We start from the raw sequence: 21,771 nt of genomic DNA, 5'->3' as shown, positions 1-21,771 counted from the left end.
CCGGGCCGGGCCCGGCGCTACTCCCCCGCGTGGGCCCGGCGCAGCGCCCCGATGTCGAACTTCGTCATGGCGAGCATCGCCTCCGTCGCCCGGGCCGCCTTGACCGGGTCGGGGTCCCCGAGCAGCGCGGGCAGTTCGGAGGGCACCACCTGCCAGGACACCCCGAACCTGTCCTTGAGCCAGCCGCACCGGCCGGGCTCGCCGCCGCCCTCGGTCAGCCGCTCCCAGTAGTAGTCGACCTCCTTCTGGTCGGCGCAGTGGATCTGGAACGAGACGGCCTCGTTGAACGTGAACATCGGCCCCCCGTTCAGCCCCAGGAACCGCTGCCCGTTGAGGGTGAACTCCACGGTGATCGCCGTCCCCGCCGGGCCGGGTCCCGCCTCGGTGAAGCGGGTCACCGCACCCATCCGCGAGTCCTCGAAGACGGACAGGTAGTGCTCCGCGGCCTCCTCCGCCTTCCCGTCGAACCACAGGCAGGTGGTGAATGCTTCGCTGGTCATGGGTGACGCCTTCCGCTCGCACGGTCCCTGCGACGAACCGTTCTCGTCCGTATGACCGATGCTCCACCGAAAACTCATCGGCCGCGCGGGAAGCCGTCGGCACGGCGTGGACGGGGTCCCGGTGAGCGGACCCCCCGGCCCGGCGCCGCCGCTGGCCGGACCGCCCTCCCGGCTGCCCAGGGCGCTGCGCCGGTGGCGGGACCCGGTGGTCACCCAGATCCTGCGGTCCACGGCCGCGGCCACCCTCGCGTACGCGGTGGCGCTCCAGCTCAGCGATGTCACCGCCCCGCTCACCGCGCCGCTCACCGCCCTGCTGGTGGTGCAGGTGACCCTCTACGCCACGCTCACCACCGGCATCCGCCGGGTGAACGCCGTGGTGATCGGGGTGCTGATCGCCGTGGGGTTCAGCTCGTTGGTGGGGCTGAGCTGGTGGAGCCTCGGGCTGATCATCCTGGCCTCGTTGACGGTCGGCCAGTTCGTCCGGGTGGGCGAGTTCGTCCCCGAGGTGGCGATCAGCGCGATGCTCGTCCTCGGGGTGACCGAGGTCGGCGCCTCCGCCTGGGAGCGGGTGCTGGAGACCCTGATCGGCGCGGCGGTGGGGCTGACCTTCAACTTCGTGCTCGCGCCGCCGGTCTGGGTGGACACCGCCGGGGAGTCCATCGAGGACCTGGCCCGCCGGCTGCGGCACCTGCTGCTGCGCGACGCCGAGCAGTTGGTCACGCCGACCCCGCCGCGCCTCGCGGAACAGCGGCTGCGCGAGGCGCGGCGGCTGGACGACGACGTAGCCGAGGTGGACGCGGCGCTGCGCCAGGCCGAGGACAGCCTGCGGCTCAACCCCCGGGTGCGCGAGGGCCTGATGAACCGGGTGGTGCTGCGCACCGGGCTGGACACCCTGGAGATCTGCACGGTCGTGGTCCGGGTGCTGTCCCGGACGCTCACCGATCTGAGCCGGGTACGGGCCGGGGCGCCGCTGCTGCCCCCGCACCCGGGGGAGGCACTGCGGGAGACCCTGACGCACGTGGCCGACGCCCTGGTCAGCTTCGCCGTGCTGGTGACCACCCAGGACCCCGACACCGCCACCGCCGCCGAGGCCAGGCTCGCCGAACAGCTGGACGCGGCGGCCGGGGCCCGCGACCGGGCCGCCCGGCTGCTGCTCGACGACGTCCGGGACGATCCGCGCGGCTGGCAGCTCCAGGGCGCGCTGCTCACCGAGGTGGACCGGATGCTGGCCGAACTCGACCTGGAGCACCGCACCGAACGCCTGCTGGAGGGACTGGACCGCGGCGCCCGGGAACAGCACGAGCGCTTCCCCTGGCTGGCCCGGCTGCGCGCGCTGCTCCCCGGCCGCCGGACGGACACCTGACGGACGCCGGGCGACACCGGAGGGACGCCGGACGGACGTCCGGGCGACGGGGACCGACCGACCGGGGACGGGACCGAACCCCAGTGCGCCCCACCGCCCCCTGCCCTCATGATCGTGAACTGATTACCCTTCGATCACATGGATCACGGGAGCACCCGGATCACGGGAGCGCACCGCGCGGGGGCAACGCGCCACCGCGCCGGAAGAGCGGGAGGACACACGGATGCCCCGAGCGGCGGACGCCCAGCCCCGGCGGGGGGAGCCCGACGGCCCCCATCTGCTCGACGTGCGCTCCTGGCGGACGTATCCGCTCGACGCGCTGCGCTGGCGCGGCGACGACGGCGCCCCGCTGACCGTCGCGGGCCTGCCCGGGCTCGCGCCCGCGGACATCGAACGGGGCACCCGCTCCCTGTGGCGCTACCGCGCCGCGCTACCGCCGGGCATCGACCGGACGGTGAGCCTCGGCGAGGGGACGACGCCGCTGGTGGAGGCGGAATGGGCCGGACTCCCGGTCCGGTTCAAGCTGGAGTGGTTCAACCCCACCGGCAGCTTCAAGGACCGGGGCAGCAGCGTCCTGGTCTCGGCGCTCGCCTCGCGCGGGGTGACGGAGGTCGTCGAGGACAGCTCCGGCAACGGCGGCTCCTCGATCGCCGCCTACTGCGCGGCGGCCGGACTGGACGCCACCGTCCTGGTCCCGGAGGGCACCTCGGCGGCCAAGGTCCTCCAGACCCGGGCGTACGGGGCGCGGATCGTCTCCGTCCCCGGCGACCGGGACGCCACCGCCGCCGAGGCCCTGCGCCGGGCCGGACGCACCCCGTACGCCGGGCACAACTGGCATCCGTACTTCCTCCAGGGCACCAAGACCCTGGCCTACGAACTCTGGGAGGACCTCGGCTTCCGCGCGCCGGACGCGGTGGTGACGGTGGCGGGCGCGGGCAGTGTGGTGCTCGGCTGCGACCTGGGCTTCACGGAGCTGCTGAGCGCGGGCCTGATCACCCGGCGGCCCCGGCTGCTGGTCGCCCAGCCCGCCGCCTGCGCCCCCGTGGACGCCGCCTTCCACTCGGTTCCGGCGACCGGCTTCGGGCCCACGGTGGCGGAGGGCGCGGCCATCCGGGAACCGGTGCGGCTCGCGGAGGTGGTCGCGGCCGTGCGCCGCTCCGGCGGCGACCTCGCCACGGTCCCCGAGGACGCCATCGTCCGCGCGGTCCGCGAACTGGCGGCCCGGGGGCTGTACGCGGAGCCGACCAGCGCGGTGGCGGCGGCCGCGGTCGGCACCTTCCGGGCCCGGGGCGCGATCCAGGACGGCGAGACCACCGTGGTCGTCCTGACCGGCTCCGGACTCAAGGCGACGGGCGTCCTGTCCGGTCTGATCCCCGAGGCCCCCGGGACTCACGAGAACCCCAGGAGCCACGAGGGTCCCGGGGTTCCCGAAGCCCCCGAGGCCCCCGAGGCCCTGTGAGGCGACGCCCCGGCCGGACGAGCGCCACGACGGAACCGCGCCGCACCGGATCAGTCCGGTCCCGGCCCCTCCTCCGTTCCCTCCACCCCGAAGAACGGCAGGGCGGCGTCGAGTCCGGTGACGGTGACCGGGACCGTGCGGTGCTCCGACCAGGCCCGGCGGTCGAGCCGCAGCCGTCGCAGCATCCGCGCCCGGCCGCCCACCGAGGCGACCTCCGTTCCGTCGTCCCGGTATCCGAGGCGGCGGGAGACCCCGAGCGAACGGGGGTTGTCGGTCATCGCCGCCGACACCGCCCCGTGCGCGCCGAGCCCGGCGAACGCCAGGTGCAGCACGGCGGCCCGCATCTCGGTGCCGAGTCCCCGGCCCTGGTGTTCCCGCCCCAGCCAGGACCCGGTGGTCACCTCACGGGTGACCGCGAAGTCGTCGGCGGAGAGGTCCTGACGGCCGATCACCCGCCCCTCGTGCCGGACCGCGAGGGCCAGCGTCCAAGCCCCCGGGCTCCAGTCGGCGACGGTGCCCAGCACGTGCCGGAAGGTGGCCCGCGCCCGGTCCGCCGGGGCGGCGTCGGTCCACGGCACGGTGAAGGGCATGTCGTCCGGCGCGTGCACCCCGGCCGCCGCCACCCTCCCCAGCGCGGAGAGCGCGGCGAGGTCGGGGAGCCCGAGTTCCAGGCGCGGGGTGGTGAGCCGGAGGCCGTAGGGGGGCCAGGTGTCCAGGAGCGGGTCGGTCATGACCCGAGACTGCCCTCGCCCGGCCCCGCCGTCGAGCGGACCCCTCGCCACCGGGCCCGTTCCGCCGCCCGCCGGACCGGGTAAGACCACTCCCTCAAGCGGGTGTTACAGTCCGGATCCCGCCCGTCCGCCGAGGAGATCCCATGGCCAAGGTCACCGTCAGCATCGACGCCGAACTCGTCGTGGAGGTCATGGTCCTGGCGGGGGTGGGTTCCCCGCAGGACGCCGTGGAACTGGTGGTGCGGGACTACATCGCCCGTGGCCACCGCACCGAGGAGCGCACCGAACTGAGGGGCGACGGCCCGCGCACCACGCCCGTCGTCCCGATCGACCCGCCGCAGGGCTGACCGCGCGCGGACGGCACCGGCGTCCGGCCACCGGCTTCGGGCGGCCAGCTCCGTGTCAGCGGCACCGGGGTACCGGCGTGCGGGCTACGGCTCCGGGGTTCCGGCCTCGGGAGTCCGTCGCCGCATCCCGACGGAGCCTCAACACCGGGACTCCGGTGCGCGAACGGCCCGGCACCGCCCCGACGTCTTGTGACGTCTGTGGCCGCTGTGCCAGGGTGTGCACCGTTCCCGACCAGACCACGCCGGTCACCGAGCAGGCGCGCTCACGACCGGTCGCCGGGGCCGTCCGCCGTTCCGTCCGCCCCGGTCGTCTCCTCCGTGCCCCGGTGCGCCCCGGAAGGACGTCCCCGTGCCCACCCCCCTTCCCCCGAGGCCGGACCGGGACCCCGACCCGGCACCGGGCCCCGCGGGTCCCGTCCACCGCGCCACGGGCCCCCGGGGACGGCACCGGGGGCGCCCCGCGCCGCTGCCCCGGACCGCCGGGGCCGGGGGGCCGGGCCGGAACCTCCTGACCTGGGCCGCCCTCGGCGCGGGCGCGCTGGCGCTGGCGGTGCTGGCCGCCGCGCTGTGGCCGGGCGGCGGGGAGGGCGCGGCGGGCCACGCCCTGCCGGAGGCCACCGCCGTGGGCACCGGAGCCCCCGGCCACCCCGGGGAGACCGCCCCGGTCCCGGCGGCCGGGGCGCTGCGCGGCGGACTGCGCAACGTGGAGTCCGGACTCTGCCTCGACGTGGTCGGCGGACGGCCGGTGGCGGGGGCCCGGGCCACCGTGCGGCCGTGCGCGGGCGGTCGGACCCAGTGGTGGGCGTACGAGGGCGACGGACTGCTGCGCAGCGGCGCCGACCCGGCGCTGTGCCTCGACGCGCACACCGACCGGGGCGTGGTCGCCCTCGACACCTGTGGGGGCCGCGACCAGGACCAGGCCATGGACGTGCGCTACGACCTCACGGTGCAGGGGCAGTTGGTGCCGCGCTGGAAGGACGGTCTGGCGCTCGCCCCGACGGCCCCGGGCACCGGGGCCGACGTGGTGGTGCGGGTGCGCGACCGGTCCGCGCGGCAGCGCTGGATCGTGGACCCGCGCCCCGACACGCGCCGTTCCAAGGCCCGTGACACGGCCCGCGGCTCCCGCTCCGGCCCCCCGGGACGGCGCCCCGCCGCCGCGCCCCGGCGCTGAACCACCGCCCGGCCGGACGGCGCCGGACCCGTCAGCGGCGCGTCAGCGCGAAGACGCCCCAGCCCAGGTGCTCCCGCACGGACCGGACGTACCGCAGGGGGTCGGCGGCGAGTTCGGCACGGACCTCGTCCGCCAGTTCGTCGTCGGGGTGGGCGTCGAGCCAGCGGCGGAGGGTGAGCCACTGCGCCGCCCGGTACCGGTCCCAGCACTCCTGGTCGGCCAGCGCCATCTGTACCAGGTCGTACCCGAGGGCGCCGAACCTCCCGACGAGGTCCGGCAGCGTCCCGATGCCCTCCGGGTCGCCCGCGCCACAGGCTTCGGCGGTCTCCCGGTCCGGGGGCACCGGACGCCCGTGCTCACGCCCCCACCGGAAACCGGGCGCCGGGAATAACGGAGTGCCGGGGACGGCGGCCCGGTCGTAGCATCGCCGGATGCGCGATCGACCTGCCGGGGTGAGCGGCACCGGACTGCGGAAGGCGCTGGGGGCGTGGGGCGTGACGGCCCTCTCGCTCGACCACGCGCCGGTCGGGTTCGGCGACCACCACTGGATCGCCACCGGTTCCGGAGGGCGGCGCTGGTTCCTGACGGTGGCCGACCTGACGAACAAACCGCACTGCGGGGACGGCGTCCGGGCCGCGTACGAGGGGCTCGTCCGGGCGATGGACACGGCGCTCGCCCTGCGCGGGGCGGGGCTCGCCCTGGTGGTCGCGCCGCTGCCCGCCGGGGACGGCGCCACCGTCCACCGGCTGGACGAGCGGTACGCCCTGAGCGTGCTGCCCTGGGTGGACGCCCGCTCCGGGGAGTTCGGACAGCGGCTCACCGACGGCGAACGGACCTCGGTGGCGCGGACGCTGGCCGGGCTGCACCGGACCCCGGGGCCCGCCCCGGCCCGGGTCCTGCCCGTCGCCCTGCCGGGACACGACCGGCTGGCGGCGGCGCTGGACGGCACGGACGGGCCGTGGGCGCGGGGCCCCTACGCCGGTCCCGCGCGGCGGTTGCTACGGGAGCGGGGACGGACGCTGCGGGCACGGCTCGCGGAGTTCGACCGGCGGGCGCGGGCGCTGGAGGCCCGGGGGGACCGACGGGTGGTGACGCACGGCGAACCGCATCCGGGGAACCTGCTGTGGGAGCCGGACGGGGGTGTCCGGCTGGTCGACTGGGACACCTGCGGACTCGCCGTCCCGGAACGGGACCTGTGGCACGTGGCCGCGCGGGACGACGGCGGGTTCGACACCGGGGTGCTCTCCGCCTGGGCCGGGATCACCGGACGCGACCCCGATCCGGCGGCCCTGGAGCTGTACCGGACGCGCTGGGCCCTGGACGACGTGGCCGCGTTCCTGGAGGTGTTCCGGGCCCCGCACGGCCGTTCGCCCGACACCGGGACCGCGTGGCGGGGCCTGACCTGGACGGTGGACCGGCTCACCGACGGCTGATCCGGGGACCTCAGGCGGCCCGTCCGGCACGGTCGTCCCGTCCCGCGCGACCGGGGAAGGGCGACGCCCGGCGTGCCGGTCGCGCGGGGAGGAGCGCCGTCGCGGCGGCCGGGCCGCCCCGGCTCTCCCGCAGGGCGGGCGGCGGCCCCGGCCAGGTCAGCGGCAGTCCCTCCACCGCCTCCACGCGGCGGGTGAACCACACGACCTTGCCGCCGTCCGGGGTGCCGCAACTGCCCCAGCCGTCGCTGAGCGCGGCCACCTTGGCGAGGCCCCCGCGCGCCGGGCCGAGCAGTCGGGGCGGACGCCCGTCCCGGTCCGCCACGGACGCGATCAGATGCCGTCCGGTCCAGCAGAGTTCGACGACGGCGGTGGTGTCGTCGGTGTGCGCGACGACATTGGCGAACAGTTCGCCGACACCGCCGCAGACGGGTGCCACCTGGTGGTCCAGGGTCCAGTGCGCGAGATGGGCGGCGAGGATGCGGCGGACGTGCTCGCCGCGCTCCGCGTGCGCCTCCACCTCCACGCAGTAGTAGCAGGGCCGGGGGACGGTCATCGTCTCCGCTCCTCAAACACCGTTCGCCCGTCGGGCCGTCGCCCGTTCGGCGGAGCACCGGACACGAAGCGTGAGCGGTGCTGTCGTCTGGGTCGCCTCCAGCCTGCGGGGGATGCTCCATCCGTGCAACACGAGGGTGTTCCCGGGGGCCGTGGCGGGTGCGGCGGAACGCGAACGGGTGAGCCGGACGGCGTCCGGGGCGGCGTCCGGTGGCCGTCGCGGACGGATTCCCGACGAGAAGGCCGGACGCCGACGGGTGACGATGGGCCCGTCGCGCGAACACGGGCGGCACCCGGACCAGTCTGGAGGTGAGGGGCGCGATGCTGCTGCCGGACAAGCCGCAGGTCGACACCCTGCTCAAGCGCTACCGAACGTGGGAGCGGCTGATGCTCGCCAATCCGTCCAACGGAACCGTCCGGGGACGGTTCGAGGACACGGCCTACACCCTGTGCGTCCTGATGGGGCGGCGCAGCGCCCGCGAGGCGGCGCTCGCCGCCGAACGCTATCTGCGGCCGGGCGGCGCGCGGTGCACGGCGTCGGAACCGCTCGGGTAAGGTACGCGTGTCCGTGCCAACGCCCTACCGGGGAGGTGAGATCCGTGAACGCCGGTCCAGGCAGGGTGTTCTCGTCGGTCGGCCGCCCGGTGCCGCCCCGCGGCTGACGGTTCCGACACGGTAGAGCACCCTTTCGGTCCCCCCGAAAGGCATGTGTGCCATGTGTGTCACCCCCTCTGTCACCCCTTCCGTTCCCGCCGCGCTCCCGGCCGCCGCTCCCCCGGCCCCTCCGGCGTCCGCCGGGGCGCCCGACGTTCCCCCTGACGCCGTCCCCGTGGACCAACCGTTCGGGGAGGACGGGCCGTTCGGGGAGGACGGGCCGGTGCCGCCCGAAGTGGCCGCGCTGGCGGCCGGACTGCGGGCCGCGGGCTGCGTCTTCGCCGAGGACGAGGCCCGGTTGATCCTGGCGACCGCCCGCACCCCCGCCGAGGCGGCGGCGATGGCGGCGCGCCGCGCCGAGGGCCCGCCCCTCGAACACGTCCTCGGCTGGGCCGGGTTCCGGGGGTTGCGGATCGTGGTGGGGCCCGGGGTGTTCGTCCCCCGCCGCCGTACCGAGTTCCTCGCCGACCGGGCGGTCTCCCTGGCCGCGCGGCGGGCCGCCGGACGCCCCGTGGTGGTGGACCTGTGCTGCGGCTCGGGCGCGGTCGGCGCGGCGGTGCTCGCCGCGGTGCCGGACGCGGAACTGGTCGCGGCGGACATCGACCCGACGGCGGCCCGCTACGCCCGCCGCAATGTGGCGCCCCTCGGCGGACGGGTGCTGACGGGCGATCTGTTCGACGCGCTGCCCGGCGGGTTGCGCGGCCGGGTGGACGTGCTGATCGCCAATGTGCCGTACGTGCCGAGCGGAGAGGTGGCGCTGTTGCCGGGCGAGGCCCGCGACCACGAGCCGCTGGTGGCGCTGGACGGCGGCGGGGACGGTCTCGACGTGCTGCGGCGGGTGGCGGCCGGGGCACCCGCCTGGCTGGCGCCCGGCGGCGGGCTGCTGGTGGAGACGAGCGGGGCGCAGGCGCCGTCCGCGGTCGCGGCGTTCGGCCGGGCCGGGCTGACGACCCGGGTGGACGTCCGCGAGGAGCCGCCCGCCACGGTGGTCACCGGCGTCCGGGCCGCCCCGGGCGGGGAGATCCGGGGCTGAGACACGACCGGCCGGACGGAGGTGGCTCCTCCATCCGGCCGGTCCCCCACTGGGACCCCCCACACGGGCGATCGGGTTCCGCCCCCCACAGGCGGGATGACGATCGCTCCAGGTCCCGGTCTCAGGCGGTGCGGGCGGGCGCTCCACGAGCGTCCCACCGCGTCACCGCGTCCTCCGCGACCGGGGCGTGCCGTCGGGCCCCCACAGCCCGACCGGCACGACCCGGTACCGCCCTGTCGCCGCGGAAGCGGGCGGTCTCTGCGCCGGTTCCGCCGAACGCGCCCGCGGCGGGGGCGACGGCGGGGGAACCGGCACGGTGGTCTGGTCCCGGTACGGCCGTCCCGCGCTTCCCGGCGGCGGTGCCGCACGTGGTGTTCACCATTGCGTGCATCCCTTCGCTCGACGAGGCGTGACCGGCGGATCGACCGGGTACGTGTTTCGGTGTCCGTGAGTCTGCCGAGTCCCGCGCGGAAATTCACGTCGACCCCCCAGGTTTCGGTAACCTTGCGTATTGAAACAGTGGCGAGAAGTGACGGAACCTCGTGGTTCATTCGCACCGACAACCCGGGAATCAGGGGGAATCCCCCACACGTCCGGGACCACGTGGCCGAATACCGGCGCTCCGGCAATCGGCCGGAAATCCTCCGCCCGCAAAGCCCGTTCACAGACCGGTGACGCCATTCCCGGGCATGCGTCACGGAAATCAGCACACCGAAATCACCCGCAACCACGGGAAATCGGGAAGAACAGCCGTCCATGAAAGATAGGGAGAATTCCCTCTCCCCCGCGCCGACCGGTCCCGCGTGCACGTGCACGCCGACCAGAATCGCGCCCCACGCGCCAGCCACCGCCCTCCACGCACACCCGGCACCCCCGTTCGACGGCCCGCTCGGCACCACCCGGCGACCCGCCCGGCACTCCGTTCGGCGCACCCGGAGGAGCCCGTCGGCGCGTCAGGTGGCCCTCCGCGCCACTTTCCGTTAGGTTAGGCAAGGCTTACCTAATACTGGAGGTACGACATGGGTGTCCGCCCGCCTCGCACGCCCGCGCCCACCTCGGCGGAACGGGCCCGCTCCGTCCTGGCCGCCGCGTGGTCCTGCGCGGTGACGACGGACCACTGCCACGAGGAGCTGGTCGGCGCCCACTCCGTCGAGGCCGACGGGTCCGTGCGGCTCTGCGTGCCGGAGGACAGCGCCCTGATCGCCGCCGCGGTCTGCGCTCCGCGCGGGGAGCCGACCGCCCTGCTGGAGTTCTCCGACCCGGCGCCGGTCCCGGTCCGCGAGCGCATCCGGTCCCGGCTCTGGCTGTCGGGCCGGTTCACCCAGGACGGGGACCACCTGGTGTTCCAGCCCGCCTGCGCGGTGCTGCACGCGCCGTCCGGTCACATCGGCATCGACCTGGCGGACTTCGCCGGGGCCTCGCCCGACCCGCTGGCCACCGCCGAGTCCCGGCTGCTGACCCATCTCGCCGACGCCCACCCGGACGCGGTGGAGTGGCTGACCCGGCTGGTCGACCCCGGCAGTCTGGCCGAGGTGGTCCGGGTGCAGCCGCTCGCCCTCGACCGCTACGGACTGACCCTGCGGCTGGAGCGGCTGCGCGACCACGAGGACGTCCGGCTGGCGTTCCAGCGGCCCGCCGACGACCTGGCGCAGGTCACCGAGCGGATGCACGTCCTGCTGGCGTCCGCGCGCGCCGCCCGGCGCCCCACCCTGCGGTCGGCGGCCCCGAAGGAGTGAACCGCCCGGCGGGAGCCGCGCCTCCGGCCCGGGACAGCGGCTGACCGCCGAGGACCCCGCCGGTGAAACCGCCGGGCCCCGCGGACAGTCTTAGCCACCATGTCCGCCCAGCCCACGCACACGCCTCCCGCCACGACCGAGCACATGGTCGTCTGCGGCGACGACGCCCTGGCCCGACGGCTCGCCGCCGAACTACGGGTCGTGTACGGCGAACACGTCACCCTGGTGGTCCCGCCCGCCGGGCAGTCGCCGGGACCGCCCGTCGTCGGGCGGGCCCGTGCCTCCGCCCTGCTCGGCCGGGTCTCCGCCGTCGTCCAGCGCGCCACCGGGAACACCGGCGCCGAGCCGGAACCGGCCTTCCCCCCGCACCATCTGGAAGCCGCCGAGCTGACGGACGAGGTGCTCGCCGGGGCGGGCGTCGAACAGGCCGCGGCACTCGCGCTGGTCCACGACGACGACGAGACCAACATCCGGGCCGCCCTCGCCGCCCGCCGCCTCAACCCCCGGCTGCGGCTGGTGATCCGGCTCTACAACCGACGGCTCGGCCAGTACCTGGAGAACGTGCTCGACGAGGCCGCCACGCTCGCCTCGCTGGGCGTGGACCCGGCCGACTTCGACGCCTCGACCACGATCCTGTCCGACGCCGACACCGCCGCCCCCGCGCTCACCGCCGCCGCCGTCGCCGGGAGCAGCAAGGTCGTCCAGGCCCACGGGGTGCTGCTGCGGACGGCGGAACGCCCCGCCGGGCCCGACGACGGATCCGACGACGACCCGGCGCTGTGCACCCTCGCGCTGCTCACCGACAGCGCCACCGACACCCAGGGGCCGGGCACCGCGCTGCCCCAACTGCTGCCGGACGAGGCGTCCATCGCGGCGGCGGGCGACCGGGGCCGGATCGTCCTGGAGACCGTGTCGTACTCCGGACCGGCCCAGCCCGTGCGCCGTGGGGTGCCGCTCGGCGGGCTGCTCTCGCCCCGGCTGCGCTGGTCCTTCGTCGGCATCGTCCTCGCGGTGGTCGTCCTCGCGGTCACCGCGACGTGGGTCACCGGCGAGCACCCGTTGCGCGCGACCTATCTGACCCTCCTGGACCTGTTCTCCATCAACGAGCCCGCCATCGGCGAACCGACCAGCCGTCAGGTGCTGCAACTGCTCTCCGGGCTGGTGGGGTTGCTGCTGTTGCCGGTGCTGTTCGCGGCGGTCCTGGAGGCCCTCGGCACCTTCCGCAGCGGGGCGGTGACCCGGCGGCCGCCCCGGGGGCTCTCCGGGCACGTCGTCCTGCTCGGTCTCGGCAAGGTCGGCACCCGGGTGCTGGCCCGGCTGAGGGAACTCGACACCCCCGTGGTGTGCGTCGAGGCCGACCCCGAGGCGCGGGGGATGGCGCTGGCGCGTCGGCTGCGGGTGCCGGTGGTCCTCGGGGACGTGACCGAGGAGGGCGTCCTGGAGGCGGCGAAGATCCACCGCGCCCACTCCCTCCTCGCGCTGACCAGCGTCGACACCACCAACCTCGAAGCGGCGCTGTACGCCCGGTCGATCGACCCGGAGCTGCGGGTGGTGATGCGGCTGTACGACGACGACTTCGCGACCGCCGTCTACCGCACCCTGCGCACCGCGCACCCCCGCGCCCTGACCCGCAGCCGCAGCGTCTCCTACCTGGCGGCGCCCGCCTTCGCCGGGGCGATGATGGGCCGCCAGATCCTCGGGGCGGTGCCGGTGGAACGGAAGGTGCTGCTGATCGCCTCCGTGACGGTCGCGGGGCTCGCCCCACTGGAGGGGCGCACGGTCACCGAGGCGTTCCGGCCCGGGGCCTGGCGGGTGCTCGCCCTGGACACCTCGGCGAGCGACGGGGGTACCGGGCGGGAGGGCCGGACGGACGGGATCCCGCCACAGCGGTCCGGGGACCGGGCCGCCGGACTGGTCTGGGACCTGCATCCCGGCTATGTGCTCCGCCCCGGGGACCGGGTGGTGCTCGCCGCCACCGGGCGCGGTCTCGCGGAGCTGCTGGGCCGGGGGCCGCGGCCGTCCGTCACCCCGTCGGGTCCGGAGCGGTGACGGTGTCCGTCCGGGCGGGCGGGCGCCGTCGGATCAGGCATCAAGAGCGCGTAAAGATTGCCGGAACACGGCAATGAACCAGCGGGCACAAACGTGCGAACATGGACCCCCGGGGCGGTGCGGCGCATCCCTCGGGAACAGCACAGGACCGGTACGGGAGGGGGACCCGGGGCATGCAGTGGTTTCTCGGTCTGGGCATCGCGGGGCTCGTCCTGCTCGCCGTCGCCCTGGTCTTCGACGGATTCCTCGAAGGGCTCGTCGACGGGCTGGGCGCGCTGGACGGGGTCTTCGACGGACTGCTGTCCCTGCCGGTCATCGCCGGGTTCGTGTCGATGCTCGGCTTCACCGGCGCGATCGTCCTCGGCACCACCGGCCTCGGAGTGGTTCCGGCCACCGTCGTGGGCACGGCCGCCGGGGCCGGCGCGGGCTGGCTCACCGCACGGCTGAGCCGGGCCCTGATGCGGGACCACGTGCCGTCCGTCCCCCGGGGCGACGACCTGGTGGGCAGCTCGGGCCGGGTGGTCACGGCGATCCCCGCCGACGGCTACGGCGAGGTCATGCTCCGGCTGGCGGGACAGCCCGCCAAGTTCGCGGCCCGCAGCGCGGTCGCGATCGAACGGGGCGCCGAGGTCTGGGTGGAGGCCGCGCCCACGCCCACCTCGGTACGGGTCCGCCCGGTCCGCACCGGGGACGGCTGACCCCGACCGGCCGGTACCGGTCCGGACGGTCCGCCGTCCGCCCGGTCGCCGTCCCGGGTTCCGCCCGCCGTCGCCCGCCCGTCCGTCCGTCCGCCACCGGGACCCGGTTCCCTCCCCCACGTCACACCCGCACCACCCGCCGACGCGGTCACCGGCCCACCCGGGCCGGTCCCCGGCCGACCCGGCGGCCGTCCGTTCGCCTCCGTCAACCCGTCCGCCCGCGTCCGTCAATCAGTGCCCGTCCCACTCGCTCGAAACAACTGCCGTCCCCGGAGGGCAGGGGAGTCTTCCATGAGTCCAGTAGTCATCTCCGTCATCGGGATCGTCGTACTCCTCGTCCTGCTCGGCCTGGTGGTCATCACCCGGTACAAGGTCGCCGGGCCCAGCGAGGCGTTCATCGTCACCGGACGCCGCGGGAAGAAGTCCACCGACCCGGACACCGGCCGGGTCTTCACAGACAACAGCGGCCAGAAGGTCGTGGTCGGCGGCGGCGTCTTCGTGGTGCCGTTCGTCCAGCAGAAGTTCACGCTCTCCCTGTCCAGCAGGCACATCCCCATCTCGGTGCGCGGCGCGGTCACCCTGCGCGGGGTGAAGGCCAACCTCGAAGGGGTCGCGATCGTCAAGGTCGGCGGCACCGAGGACTCCATCCGGGCCGCGGCCCAGCGGTTCCTGCAGCAGCAGGACGGCATCGTCGGCTTCACCCAGGAGGTCCTGTCGGGCGCCCTGCGGTCGATCGTGGGCCGGATGTCGGTGGAGGACATCATCCGGGACCGGGCCGCGTTCGCCGGTCAGGTCGCCGAGGAGGCCGAGGCCAGCCTCTCCGGCCAGGGCCTGGTGCTGGACGCGTTCCAGATCCAGGACATCACCACCGAGGGCTCCTACCTGGAGGACCTGGGCCGCCCCGAGGCCGCCCGCGCCAGGCAGGAGGCCGACATCGCGGAGGCCGTGGCGCGCCGGGCCGCCGAACAGGCCCGGCTGAAGGCGGAGGAGGAGATCGCCATCGCGCAGCGGACCCTCTACCTGAAGCAGGCCGAGATCAAGGCGCAGACCGACGAGGCCGCCGCCCAGGCCGGTGCGGCCGGTCCGCTCGCCGAGGCGGCCCGCCGTCAGGAAGTGCTCGCGGAGCAGGAGAAGGTCGCCGCCCGGCAGGCCGCGCTGACCGACCGCGAACTCGACACCAAGATCCGCAAGCCCGCCGACGCCGCCCGCTACCAGGCCGAGCAGGAGGCGGAGGCCCGCAGGATCGCCCTGGTCAAGGAGGCCGAGGCGGCCGCCGAGCGGGCGCGGCTCACCGGTGAGGGCGAGAAGGCGCAGCGCGCGGCGCTCGCCGAGGCGGTGCGGATCGAGGGCCAGGCGGAGGCCGACGCGATCAACGCGAAGGGGTCCGCCGAGGCCGAGGCCATGCGCAAGAAGGCCGACGCGTTCGCCCAGTACGGGGACGCGGCCGTCCTCCAGATGCTGGTCCAGGTGCTGCCGGAGGTCGTCGGCAAGGCGGCCGAGCCGCTGGCCGCGGTGGACAAGCTGACCGTCATCTCCACCGACGGGGCCGGGCAGTTGCCCCGGGCCGTCGCGGACAACGTCACCCAGGGGCTGGAACTGCTCAGCGCCACGACCGGGGTGGACCTCGGAGCGCTGCTGAAGAACGCGGCGCGCGGGGTGGGCGGGAACGGCTCCGGTCCGGACGGGGAGAAGATCCCGGTCACCGACTGACCGGACCCCGGTGCCGTGCCGTCCGGACCCCCACGGGGGTGGGCCCGGACGGCACCCGGGAACGGAAGGGGTACGGGGGTCGCCCGCGAGGCGGCCCCCGTACCCCTTTCCTACAGCCGCCAGCCGCGCTGGGTCTCGACGGTCTTGGTGTTGTCCCAGCGGAAGTGGAGCTGTTCGGCGGAGGCGCCGTCCGGGAGGGCGAACACCGCCCAGGCGGTCACCTGTTCACCGAGGAGCAGCTCGCCCTCCGCGTCCAGGACGCTCCCGACGGTCAGCTTCCCCGTCTTGCTGAGGGCCTTGTGGGAGCGGCCCTCCGAGTCGAGCACGGTCAGCGACCGGGCCAGGATGCCGTCGTAGGTGTCCCAGCCGGTGTTGGCGATCGACACCCGCACGGCCTCCCAGTGCTCCCCCTCGGCGGGGCCCTTCCCCTTGTCCTTGGCGGGCAGCGCCCCGACGACCACGGACCGGGGGGTCACGGTGAGCTGGTACCGGGGTTCCCCGTCGCCCTTCGCCGATCCGGGGGCGCTGAACCGGCGGCCGTCCCCGAGGTAGGCGGCGCCGTACGCGGCCGCCTGTTCCCGGACGCCCGAGGAGACCCCGGAGTCGGCGCCCGAGAGGGGACCGGCGGCACCCGTGGTGCCGGGGGTGCGGGAGGCGGACGGGGAGGCGTTGTCCTCGACGCCGTCCAGCACGCACCCGGTGCAGGTGAGGGCGATCAGGACGACGGAAGCGCCCAACGCGCTGAGTGATCGGTGCACCACCGCATCATGACCCACGCCCCCGGCGCGGAAGCCGAAGCGGGGCTCCCCCGTCCGGGTGACTTTTCCGATGGATCACACCGGCTTCACCCGTTCCAGGTACCCCGGGCGGCGGCGTCCCGGGCGTAGTCCGCGAAGTCGCGGGCCGGACGGCCGAGCACCTCCTGGACGCCGTGGGCCAGGTGGGCGTTGCGACCGCTGGTCAGCAGATCGGTGAGCATCAGGTAGTCGAGGGGTTGTCCGGTCTCCTCCAGGGCGGCGCGGAAGACCTCCCGGGTGAGGGGGACGTAGCGGATCTCACGGCCGATGGCACGGGAGAGTTCCGCCGTGACGTCCGCGAGGCCGAGGAGGCGGGGGCCCGACACCTCGTGGACGCGGCCGACGTGCCGGTCGTCGGTGAGGGCGGCGACGGCGACGTCCGCGATGTCCCCGGCGTCCACGAAGGGTTCCACCGCGTCCCCGGCGGGCAGCGCGATCTCCCCGGCGCGCACCGCCTCCAGGAACATGCCCTCGTCGAAGTTCTGGGCGAACCAGCTCGCCCGGACCACCGTCAGATCGGCGCCGGAGCGCCGGACCGCCTCCTCCGTGCGGAACGCCCCCTCCTCGCCGCGCCCCGAGAGCAGCACCAGCCGTCGCACGCCGCGCGCCACCGCCGCCTCCGCGAAGGCGCCGACCGCCTCGGTGGCCCCGGGGAAGCCGAGGTCCGGGTAGTAGGCGAGGTAGACCGCGCCGACCCCGTCCAGGGCGGCGTCCCAGGTGGCGGGGGACTCCCAGACGAACGGGGTCCGCGCGGACCGCGATCCGACGCGCACCGGCAGCCCCCGTTCGGTCAGCCGTCGGGCGACCCGGCGACCGGTCTTGCCGGTGCCGCCGAGGACCAGGGTGGTCCGGGGGGCGGTGGGGTGGTCGTGGGTCGGTCGTGCGCCGCTCATGTGCGTCGTCCCGTCTCGTCGTGGGTGCCGGGCGGAAGGTCCGCCGCGGTGGCCCCCGGGGTGCTCCCGGCGGCGTGTTCCCACTTCACCGCCCCGGGGCCGGGACGGGCCATGGTCACGGGGCTCACCGCCATACGCGAGCGTCCACACGGGGACGGCGGGCCCGTACCCGGCGGCGGCCGCCGTTCCCACGCCGGGCCCTCCCCGTCCGTCACGGGCGGACGGGGAACGCGGGGAACGCGGAGGACAGGGAACGCGGGGGGCGGGGAACGCGAGGGACGGGGAGGGACACGGACGGACGGAGTGACGCTGGCCGACGGCCGTGGGCGTTCCGTCCGGACGGGACGCCCCAAACGCCGTGTCACCGCTTCGGCCCCCGCCCGTCCCCGTCCCGGAGGGGCCGTACGGCTATCCGGATCAAGCCGCCCTGCGGTCCCCGGGGTCCGTTCCTACGGTGACTGAATGGTCATCAGACAAGTTTCGCGCGCCGCGCTGACCCGGTCCGTGGCGCTCGCGGCGGGCGTCGCCCTGCTGTTGCCCGTGTCCCCGGCGGCGGCCGGGGCGGGGGAGCCGGAGCCGCCCCGGCCCCGGCCGGTGCCCGGCCGGACGCTGCTGGAGCGCCCGGGCACCCAGGCCCGTCCGGGCGGACCCGGCACCCCCGCGCCGCCGTCCGACCTCTCCGCGCTGTCGTGGCTGGTCGCGGACGCCCGGACCGGGGAGGTCCTCGCGGCCCGGAACGCGCACCGCAAGCTGCCCCCGGCCTCCACCCTGAAGGCGCTGTTCGCGGTGACGGTGCTGCCGCACGTCCAGGCGGGCACCGCGCACACCGTCACCGACGCGGAGCTGGCGGACATCGGGGCGGGCAGTTCGCTGGTGGGGGTGGAGGCGGGGTACCGCTACCGGGTGGAGGACCTGTGGCGGGGGGTGTTCCTCAGCTCGGGCAACGACGCGGTGCGGGTGCTCGCCTCGATGAACGGCGGAGTGGACCGGACGGTCCGCCAGATGCGGGAGAAGGCGAGGGAGCTGGGGGCGCTGGACACCGAGGTGGTCTCCCCGGACGGCTACGACGCGGCCGGCCAGGTGTCCTCCGCCTACGACCTCGCCGTCATCGGACGGGAGGGACTGACCCACCCCGACTTCGTGCGGTACGCCTCCACCCGGCTCGCGGACTTCCCCGGCGGCCGGGTCACCTTCCCGATCCAGAACACCAACCGGCTGCTGACCGGCGAGGACGGGGTGAGCGCGTACCGGGGGCTGATCGGGGTGAAGAACGGCTACACCACCCACGCGGGCTACACCCTGATCGCGGCCGCCGAGCGCGACGGCCGGACCGTGATCACCACGGTGATGAACCCGCAGGACGGCGGCCACGCGGTGTACGAGGAGGCGCGGCGGCTGCTGGACTGGGGGTTCGCCGCGATCGGCCGGGTGCGCCCGGTGGGGTCGCTGCTGCCTCCGCCGCCCCGGCCCGCGCCCGCCGCCGCCACCCGGCCCGCGGTGCCCACGCCCCGCCCGCTGGCGGTGTCGGTGGCCCAGCGCGAGGAGTCCGCCGATCCGGGCTGGCCGGCCGGTTCGGTGTTCGGCGGGGCGGCGCTGCTGGCGCTGGTGGTGGCGGCCTTCGTGCGGCGGCGCCGGGCCACCGCCACGGACGACGGATGGTGACCTTGGCCCCTCGGCGTCAACTGCCTTGACCGGCAAGCCCACTGGCCGGAAAAGAAGTCATGGCCGTCGTGCAACCGGCGGGGGGACCCGGTCGTCTCATCAGACACAAAGGGGGAACCACCGGTCCCGGCACGGGATCAGTGGATATATGAACATGTTGGCGTACAAACACATGACCCCCTCACTCGACCGCTCCATCGAACAGGGGAACAAGAAATGCGCGTCCGCTCCGTCTTCGCGGCCACGGCCGTCACCGCCTCGCTCGCCCTCACGCTGCCCGCCGCCGTCGCCGTCGCGGCCCCCGTGGACGCCCAGGCCACGCCGACCTGCCGCGCGTCCGCGGTGAAGGTCAAGGCCGCGAAGACCAGCCAGCGCAACGTCTTCCGCGTCACCGTCCAGAACACCGGCTCCCGGACCTGCGCGGTCGACCGCTTCGCGACGGTCACCTTCGGCGCCCTCGACGGTGCCGCCGAGCCGGTCCCGTCCGCCGGGAGCGGCTCGTACAAGCTCGCCGCCGGAGCCAAGGCCCACGCCAAGGTCCGTACCGTCAAGCGGCTGAGCAACCCGGACGCCCGCACCGTGAACAGCGTGCGGGTGGCCGCCGACGCCGGGCACCGCGGCACCGCCTTCTCGGCCGCCGCCGTCGGCGCGCCCGGTGGCGTCAAGGTGTACGAGCCGGTGACCACCTGGTGGCACAAGACCCAGGCCCAGGCCGACCGCGCGCTGCGCCAGGCCGGCTGAGTCCGTCCCCCGGCCGCCGGACGCCCACTCGCGCCCGGCGGCCGGACGGGTCACCCTGGTCGCAGCCGTCCGCCGCCGGGAACCGGCGGACCGGACGTCCGGACACGAGGGAAGGGCCCGCAGATGAGCCAGCCGCGCGAGACGGTCACCGTGGTGGACGTACCCGACCGACAGCGTTACGAGGCACGGCTCGGTGAGGTCCTCGCGGGCTTCGCCCAGTACATCCGCACCACCGAACTGATCGCCTTCGTCCACACGGAGGTCGACCCCGCGTTCGAGGGCCGGGGCGTCGGCGGGGCACTGGTGCGGACCTCGCTGGACGAGGCGCGGGCCGCCGGGACCTCGGTACTGGCCGTGTGTCCGTTCTCCTCCGGCTGGATCGCCCGGCACCCCGAGTACGCGGATCTCCTCTACCGCCAGCGGAGCCGGGTCAGCGACTGAGTCCGGCCGGGGCGGCGGGATGGACGGACGGACGGCGGACGACGGGCACCGTCCCGAGGGCACGAACGGCACGGCGGGAGCGACCGGGACGACCGGGGCCGCCGACCGGGAGCCCGGGGTGCGGCTGTCGTCGGCGCGCGGACGCTGGGTGCTGGCCTGTGTGGTCCTCGCCTCCGGGATGGCCATGCTGGACGGCACCGTCGTCACCGTGGCGCTGCCGAGCATGGGCCGCGACCTCGGCGCCCCGCTCTCCGGACTGCAGTGGGTGGTCAACGCCTACATGCTGACCCTCTCGGCGCTGCTGCTGCTCGGCGGGGCCCTCGGGGACCGGATCGGCCGACGGCGGACGCTGGTCGTCGGCGTCGTGTGGTTCGCGGTGGCGTCGGTGCTCTGCGGCATCGCCCCGGACGACACCACCCTGATCGCCGCCCGCGCCCTCCAGGGCGTGGGCGGCGCGCTGCTGACACCGGGTTCGCTGGCGCTGGTCCGCTCCTCGTTCCACCCCGACGACCAGTCCCGGGCGGTCGGCGCGTGGTCCGGACTGACCGGGGTGGCGGGCGCGCTCGGCCCCTTCCTCGGCGGCTGGCTGATCGACGGCCCCGGCTGGCGGTGGATCTTCCTGATCAACGTGCCGTTCGCCGTGGTCGTCCTGGTGATCGCCGGGTGGCGGGTTCCGGAGAGCCGTGATCCGGGCGCCGCCGGACAGCCCTTCGACCTGTGGGGCGCGGCGCTCGGCGCGCTCTGTCTGGCCGGGGTCAGCTACGCCCTGATCGGCGCGTCCTCGGGAGCATCGGCGGCGGTCGTCCTGTCCGCGACCGGCGGGGTGGCGGCGGGGATCGCGTTCGTCCTGGTGGAACGGCGGACGAGGGCGCCGATGCTGCCGCTGTCGGTGTTCCGCTCCCGGCTGTTCACGGCCGCCAACGCGATGACGCTGTGTCTGTACGCGGCGATCGGCGGCGTCCTGTTCCTGCTGCCCACCCAGTTGCAGACGGCGCTCGGCTGGGACGCGCTGGCGGCGGGGACGGCGACGCTCCCGATCACCGTGCTGATGCTGCTGCTGTCGGCGCGGGCCGGGGAGCTGACCCGCCGGGTGGGCCCGACGCCCCCGTTGGTGGCGGGGCCGCTGGTCGCCGCGGTCGGTGTGCTGCTGATGCTCCGGGTGCGCCCCGGCTCCTCGTACCTGGCGGACGTGCTGCCCGCCGTGACGGTGCTGGGCCTGGGGATGAGCCTGTTCGTGGCCCCGCTGACGGCCACGGTGCTGGCCTCGGTGGACGCCTCGCGCGCGGGCCTGGCCAGCGGGGTGAACAACACGGCGGCCCGGATCGCCCAACTGCTGGTGGTGGCCGCCCTCCCGCTCGCGGTGGGGCTGTCGGGGGACGCCTACACCTCGGCGGACGCCGTGGACACCGCGTTCCACCGGGCGGTGTGGGGGTGCGCCGGGCTCTTCGCGCTGGGCGCCCTCACGGCGGCCCTGCTGATCCGGCCCCGGGCGGTGCGCCCCCGGCTGGCCGAGGCCCCGCGGCCGCTGTGCCGGTCGCACATGGCCGCGAACTGCCCGCCGCTGGAGCCGGGCCCGCGCCCCCGCTCCCGCCCCCGTTCCGGGCACCGCCCGCCGGAGCCCGGTTCCTAGGGTTCCTCCCCGCCCGGATTCCGTGCTCCCGGCCCGTCGGTCCCGCCGCGGGAACCGGTTCCCGGACGCCGTGGTCCCCCGGAGGGAAACCGGCGGGCGGGTCCCCCACAGACCGCGGGCCCCACCGCGAGGGAAGCACGCGGTGGGGCCCGTGACCGGCGGTGGACGGAT

20 protein-coding genes and 1 pseudogene are annotated in these 21,771 nt (G+C 75.4%); 15 read left to right on the top strand and 6 right to left on the bottom strand.

Annotation, left to right across the window (positions count from 1 at the left end; all coding sequences use genetic code 11):
• Positions 1-17: 17 nt before the first annotated feature.
• Positions 18-500 carry a VOC family protein gene (locus ACVWNX_RS30550; RefSeq protein WP_454411421.1) on the bottom strand — a complete coding sequence of 161 codons (483 nt, stop codon included), beginning with the start codon at positions 498-500 and terminating at the stop codon, positions 18-20.
• 121 nt (positions 501-621) lie between these two features.
• Here ACVWNX_RS30550 and ACVWNX_RS30545 point away from each other — a divergent pair, with 121 nt between their 5' ends.
• Together ACVWNX_RS30545 and ACVWNX_RS30540 are read left to right on the top strand one after the other, a co-directional pair.
• Entirely contained in the window at positions 622-1,863 is a 1,242-nt protein-coding gene (locus tag ACVWNX_RS30545) for an FUSC family protein (protein WP_454411420.1), read from the top strand.
• A 223-nt stretch (positions 1,864-2,086) separates the two neighbouring features.
• Positions 2,087-3,322 carry a threonine synthase gene (locus ACVWNX_RS30540; protein WP_454411419.1) on the top strand — a complete coding sequence of 412 codons (1,236 nt, stop codon included), beginning with the start codon at positions 2,087-2,089 and terminating at the stop codon, positions 3,320-3,322.
• Between the two features lie 50 nt (positions 3,323-3,372).
• Here the strand turns inward: ACVWNX_RS30540 and ACVWNX_RS30535 are convergent, their stop codons facing one another.
• Positions 3,373-4,053, bottom strand: coding sequence for a GNAT family N-acetyltransferase (locus ACVWNX_RS30535; protein WP_454411418.1), 681 nt, complete (start codon positions 4,051-4,053; stop codon positions 3,373-3,375).
• A gap of 143 nt (positions 4,054-4,196) precedes the next feature.
• Between ACVWNX_RS30535 and ACVWNX_RS30530 the strand changes: the two genes are divergently transcribed.
• Entirely contained in the window at positions 4,197-4,400 is a 204-nt protein-coding gene (locus ACVWNX_RS30530) for a type II toxin-antitoxin system VapB family antitoxin (RefSeq protein WP_454411417.1), read from the top strand.
• A gap of 349 nt (positions 4,401-4,749) precedes the next feature.
• Positions 4,750-5,571 carry an RICIN domain-containing protein gene (locus ACVWNX_RS30525; protein WP_454411416.1) on the top strand — a complete coding sequence of 274 codons (822 nt, stop codon included), beginning with the start codon at positions 4,750-4,752 and terminating at the stop codon, positions 5,569-5,571.
• A 31-nt stretch (positions 5,572-5,602) separates the two neighbouring features.
• Here the strand turns inward: ACVWNX_RS30525 and ACVWNX_RS30520 are convergent, their stop codons facing one another.
• Positions 5,603-5,914 (bottom strand): hypothetical protein, encoded by a 312-nt coding sequence (locus ACVWNX_RS30520; protein ID WP_454411415.1) that lies wholly within the window; start codon positions 5,912-5,914, stop codon positions 5,603-5,605.
• A gap of 88 nt (positions 5,915-6,002) precedes the next feature.
• Here ACVWNX_RS30520 and ACVWNX_RS30515 point away from each other — a divergent pair, with 88 nt between their 5' ends.
• A complete protein-coding gene (locus ACVWNX_RS30515; protein ID WP_454411414.1) occupies positions 6,003-7,004 on the top strand; it encodes a phosphotransferase enzyme family protein in 1,002 nt (333 codons plus the stop codon).
• Between the two features lie 10 nt (positions 7,005-7,014).
• Here the strand turns inward: ACVWNX_RS30515 and ACVWNX_RS30510 are convergent, their stop codons facing one another.
• Positions 7,015-7,557, bottom strand: a complete 543-nt coding sequence (locus ACVWNX_RS30510) for an ATP-binding protein (protein ID WP_454411413.1) — start codon at positions 7,555-7,557, stop codon at positions 7,015-7,017.
• Positions 7,558-7,877: 320 nt separating this feature from the next.
• Between ACVWNX_RS30510 and ACVWNX_RS30505 the strand changes: the two are divergent.
• The 6 genes and pseudogenes from ACVWNX_RS30505 to ACVWNX_RS30480 all read left to right on the top strand — a co-directional run.
• Positions 7,878-8,069 (top strand): annotated as a pseudogene (locus ACVWNX_RS30505) (DUF5133 domain-containing protein); the annotation flags it as partial.
• A gap of 364 nt (positions 8,070-8,433) precedes the next feature.
• Positions 8,434-9,243, top strand: coding sequence for a putative protein N(5)-glutamine methyltransferase (locus ACVWNX_RS30500; RefSeq protein ID WP_454411412.1), 810 nt, complete (start codon positions 8,434-8,436; stop codon positions 9,241-9,243).
• Between the two features lie 1,019 nt (positions 9,244-10,262).
• On the top strand, positions 10,263-10,979 hold the full coding sequence (locus ACVWNX_RS30495; protein ID WP_454411411.1) for a DUF2470 domain-containing protein: 717 nt from the start codon (positions 10,263-10,265) through the stop codon (positions 10,977-10,979).
• A 144-nt stretch (positions 10,980-11,123) separates the two neighbouring features.
• Complete coding sequence (locus ACVWNX_RS30490; RefSeq protein ID WP_454414998.1) at positions 11,124-13,028, top strand: NAD-binding protein; 1,905 nt, start codon at positions 11,124-11,126, stop codon at positions 13,026-13,028.
• A 173-nt stretch (positions 13,029-13,201) separates the two neighbouring features.
• The gene (locus tag ACVWNX_RS30485) at positions 13,202-13,726 is read left to right on the top strand and encodes a hypothetical protein (protein WP_454411410.1); all 525 of its coding nucleotides are present in this window, start codon (positions 13,202-13,204) and stop codon (positions 13,724-13,726) included.
• 291 nt (positions 13,727-14,017) lie between these two features.
• Positions 14,018-15,436, top strand: a complete 1,419-nt coding sequence (locus ACVWNX_RS30480; RefSeq protein WP_454411409.1) for a flotillin family protein — start codon at positions 14,018-14,020, stop codon at positions 15,434-15,436.
• A gap of 110 nt (positions 15,437-15,546) precedes the next feature.
• Here ACVWNX_RS30480 and ACVWNX_RS30475 read toward each other — a convergent pair whose 3' ends face one another.
• Together ACVWNX_RS30475 and ACVWNX_RS30470 are read right to left on the bottom strand one after the other, a co-directional pair.
• Positions 15,547-16,194, bottom strand: coding sequence for a hypothetical protein (locus ACVWNX_RS30475; protein ID WP_454411408.1), 648 nt, complete (start codon positions 16,192-16,194; stop codon positions 15,547-15,549).
• Positions 16,195-16,280: 86 nt separating this feature from the next.
• On the bottom strand, positions 16,281-17,126 hold the full coding sequence (locus ACVWNX_RS30470) for an NmrA family NAD(P)-binding protein (RefSeq protein ID WP_454411407.1): 846 nt from the start codon (positions 17,124-17,126) through the stop codon (positions 16,281-16,283).
• Between the two features lie 462 nt (positions 17,127-17,588).
• Here ACVWNX_RS30470 and ACVWNX_RS30465 point away from each other — a divergent pair, with 462 nt between their 5' ends.
• The 4 genes from ACVWNX_RS30465 (at position 17,589) to ACVWNX_RS30450 (ending at position 21,600) form a co-directional block, all read left to right on the top strand.
• Entirely contained in the window at positions 17,589-18,788 is a 1,200-nt protein-coding gene (locus ACVWNX_RS30465; protein WP_454411406.1) for a D-alanyl-D-alanine carboxypeptidase family protein, read from the top strand.
• Between the two features lie 216 nt (positions 18,789-19,004).
• Positions 19,005-19,529 carry a DUF4232 domain-containing protein gene (locus tag ACVWNX_RS30460; RefSeq protein ID WP_454411405.1) on the top strand — a complete coding sequence of 175 codons (525 nt, stop codon included), beginning with the start codon at positions 19,005-19,007 and terminating at the stop codon, positions 19,527-19,529.
• Between the two features lie 123 nt (positions 19,530-19,652).
• Complete coding sequence (locus tag ACVWNX_RS30455) at positions 19,653-19,970, top strand: GNAT family N-acetyltransferase (protein WP_454411404.1); 318 nt, start codon at positions 19,653-19,655, stop codon at positions 19,968-19,970.
• A 19-nt stretch (positions 19,971-19,989) separates the two neighbouring features.
• Positions 19,990-21,600 (top strand): MFS transporter, encoded by a 1,611-nt coding sequence (locus ACVWNX_RS30450; RefSeq protein ID WP_454411403.1) that lies wholly within the window; start codon positions 19,990-19,992, stop codon positions 21,598-21,600.
• The last annotated feature ends 171 nt before the right edge of the window (positions 21,601-21,771 follow it).

Source organism: Streptomyces sp. JNUCC 64 (assembly GCF_054484115.1).
Note: the sequence above shows the minus strand (reverse complement) of the source record. Positions and strands in the feature narration are given on the sequence as shown.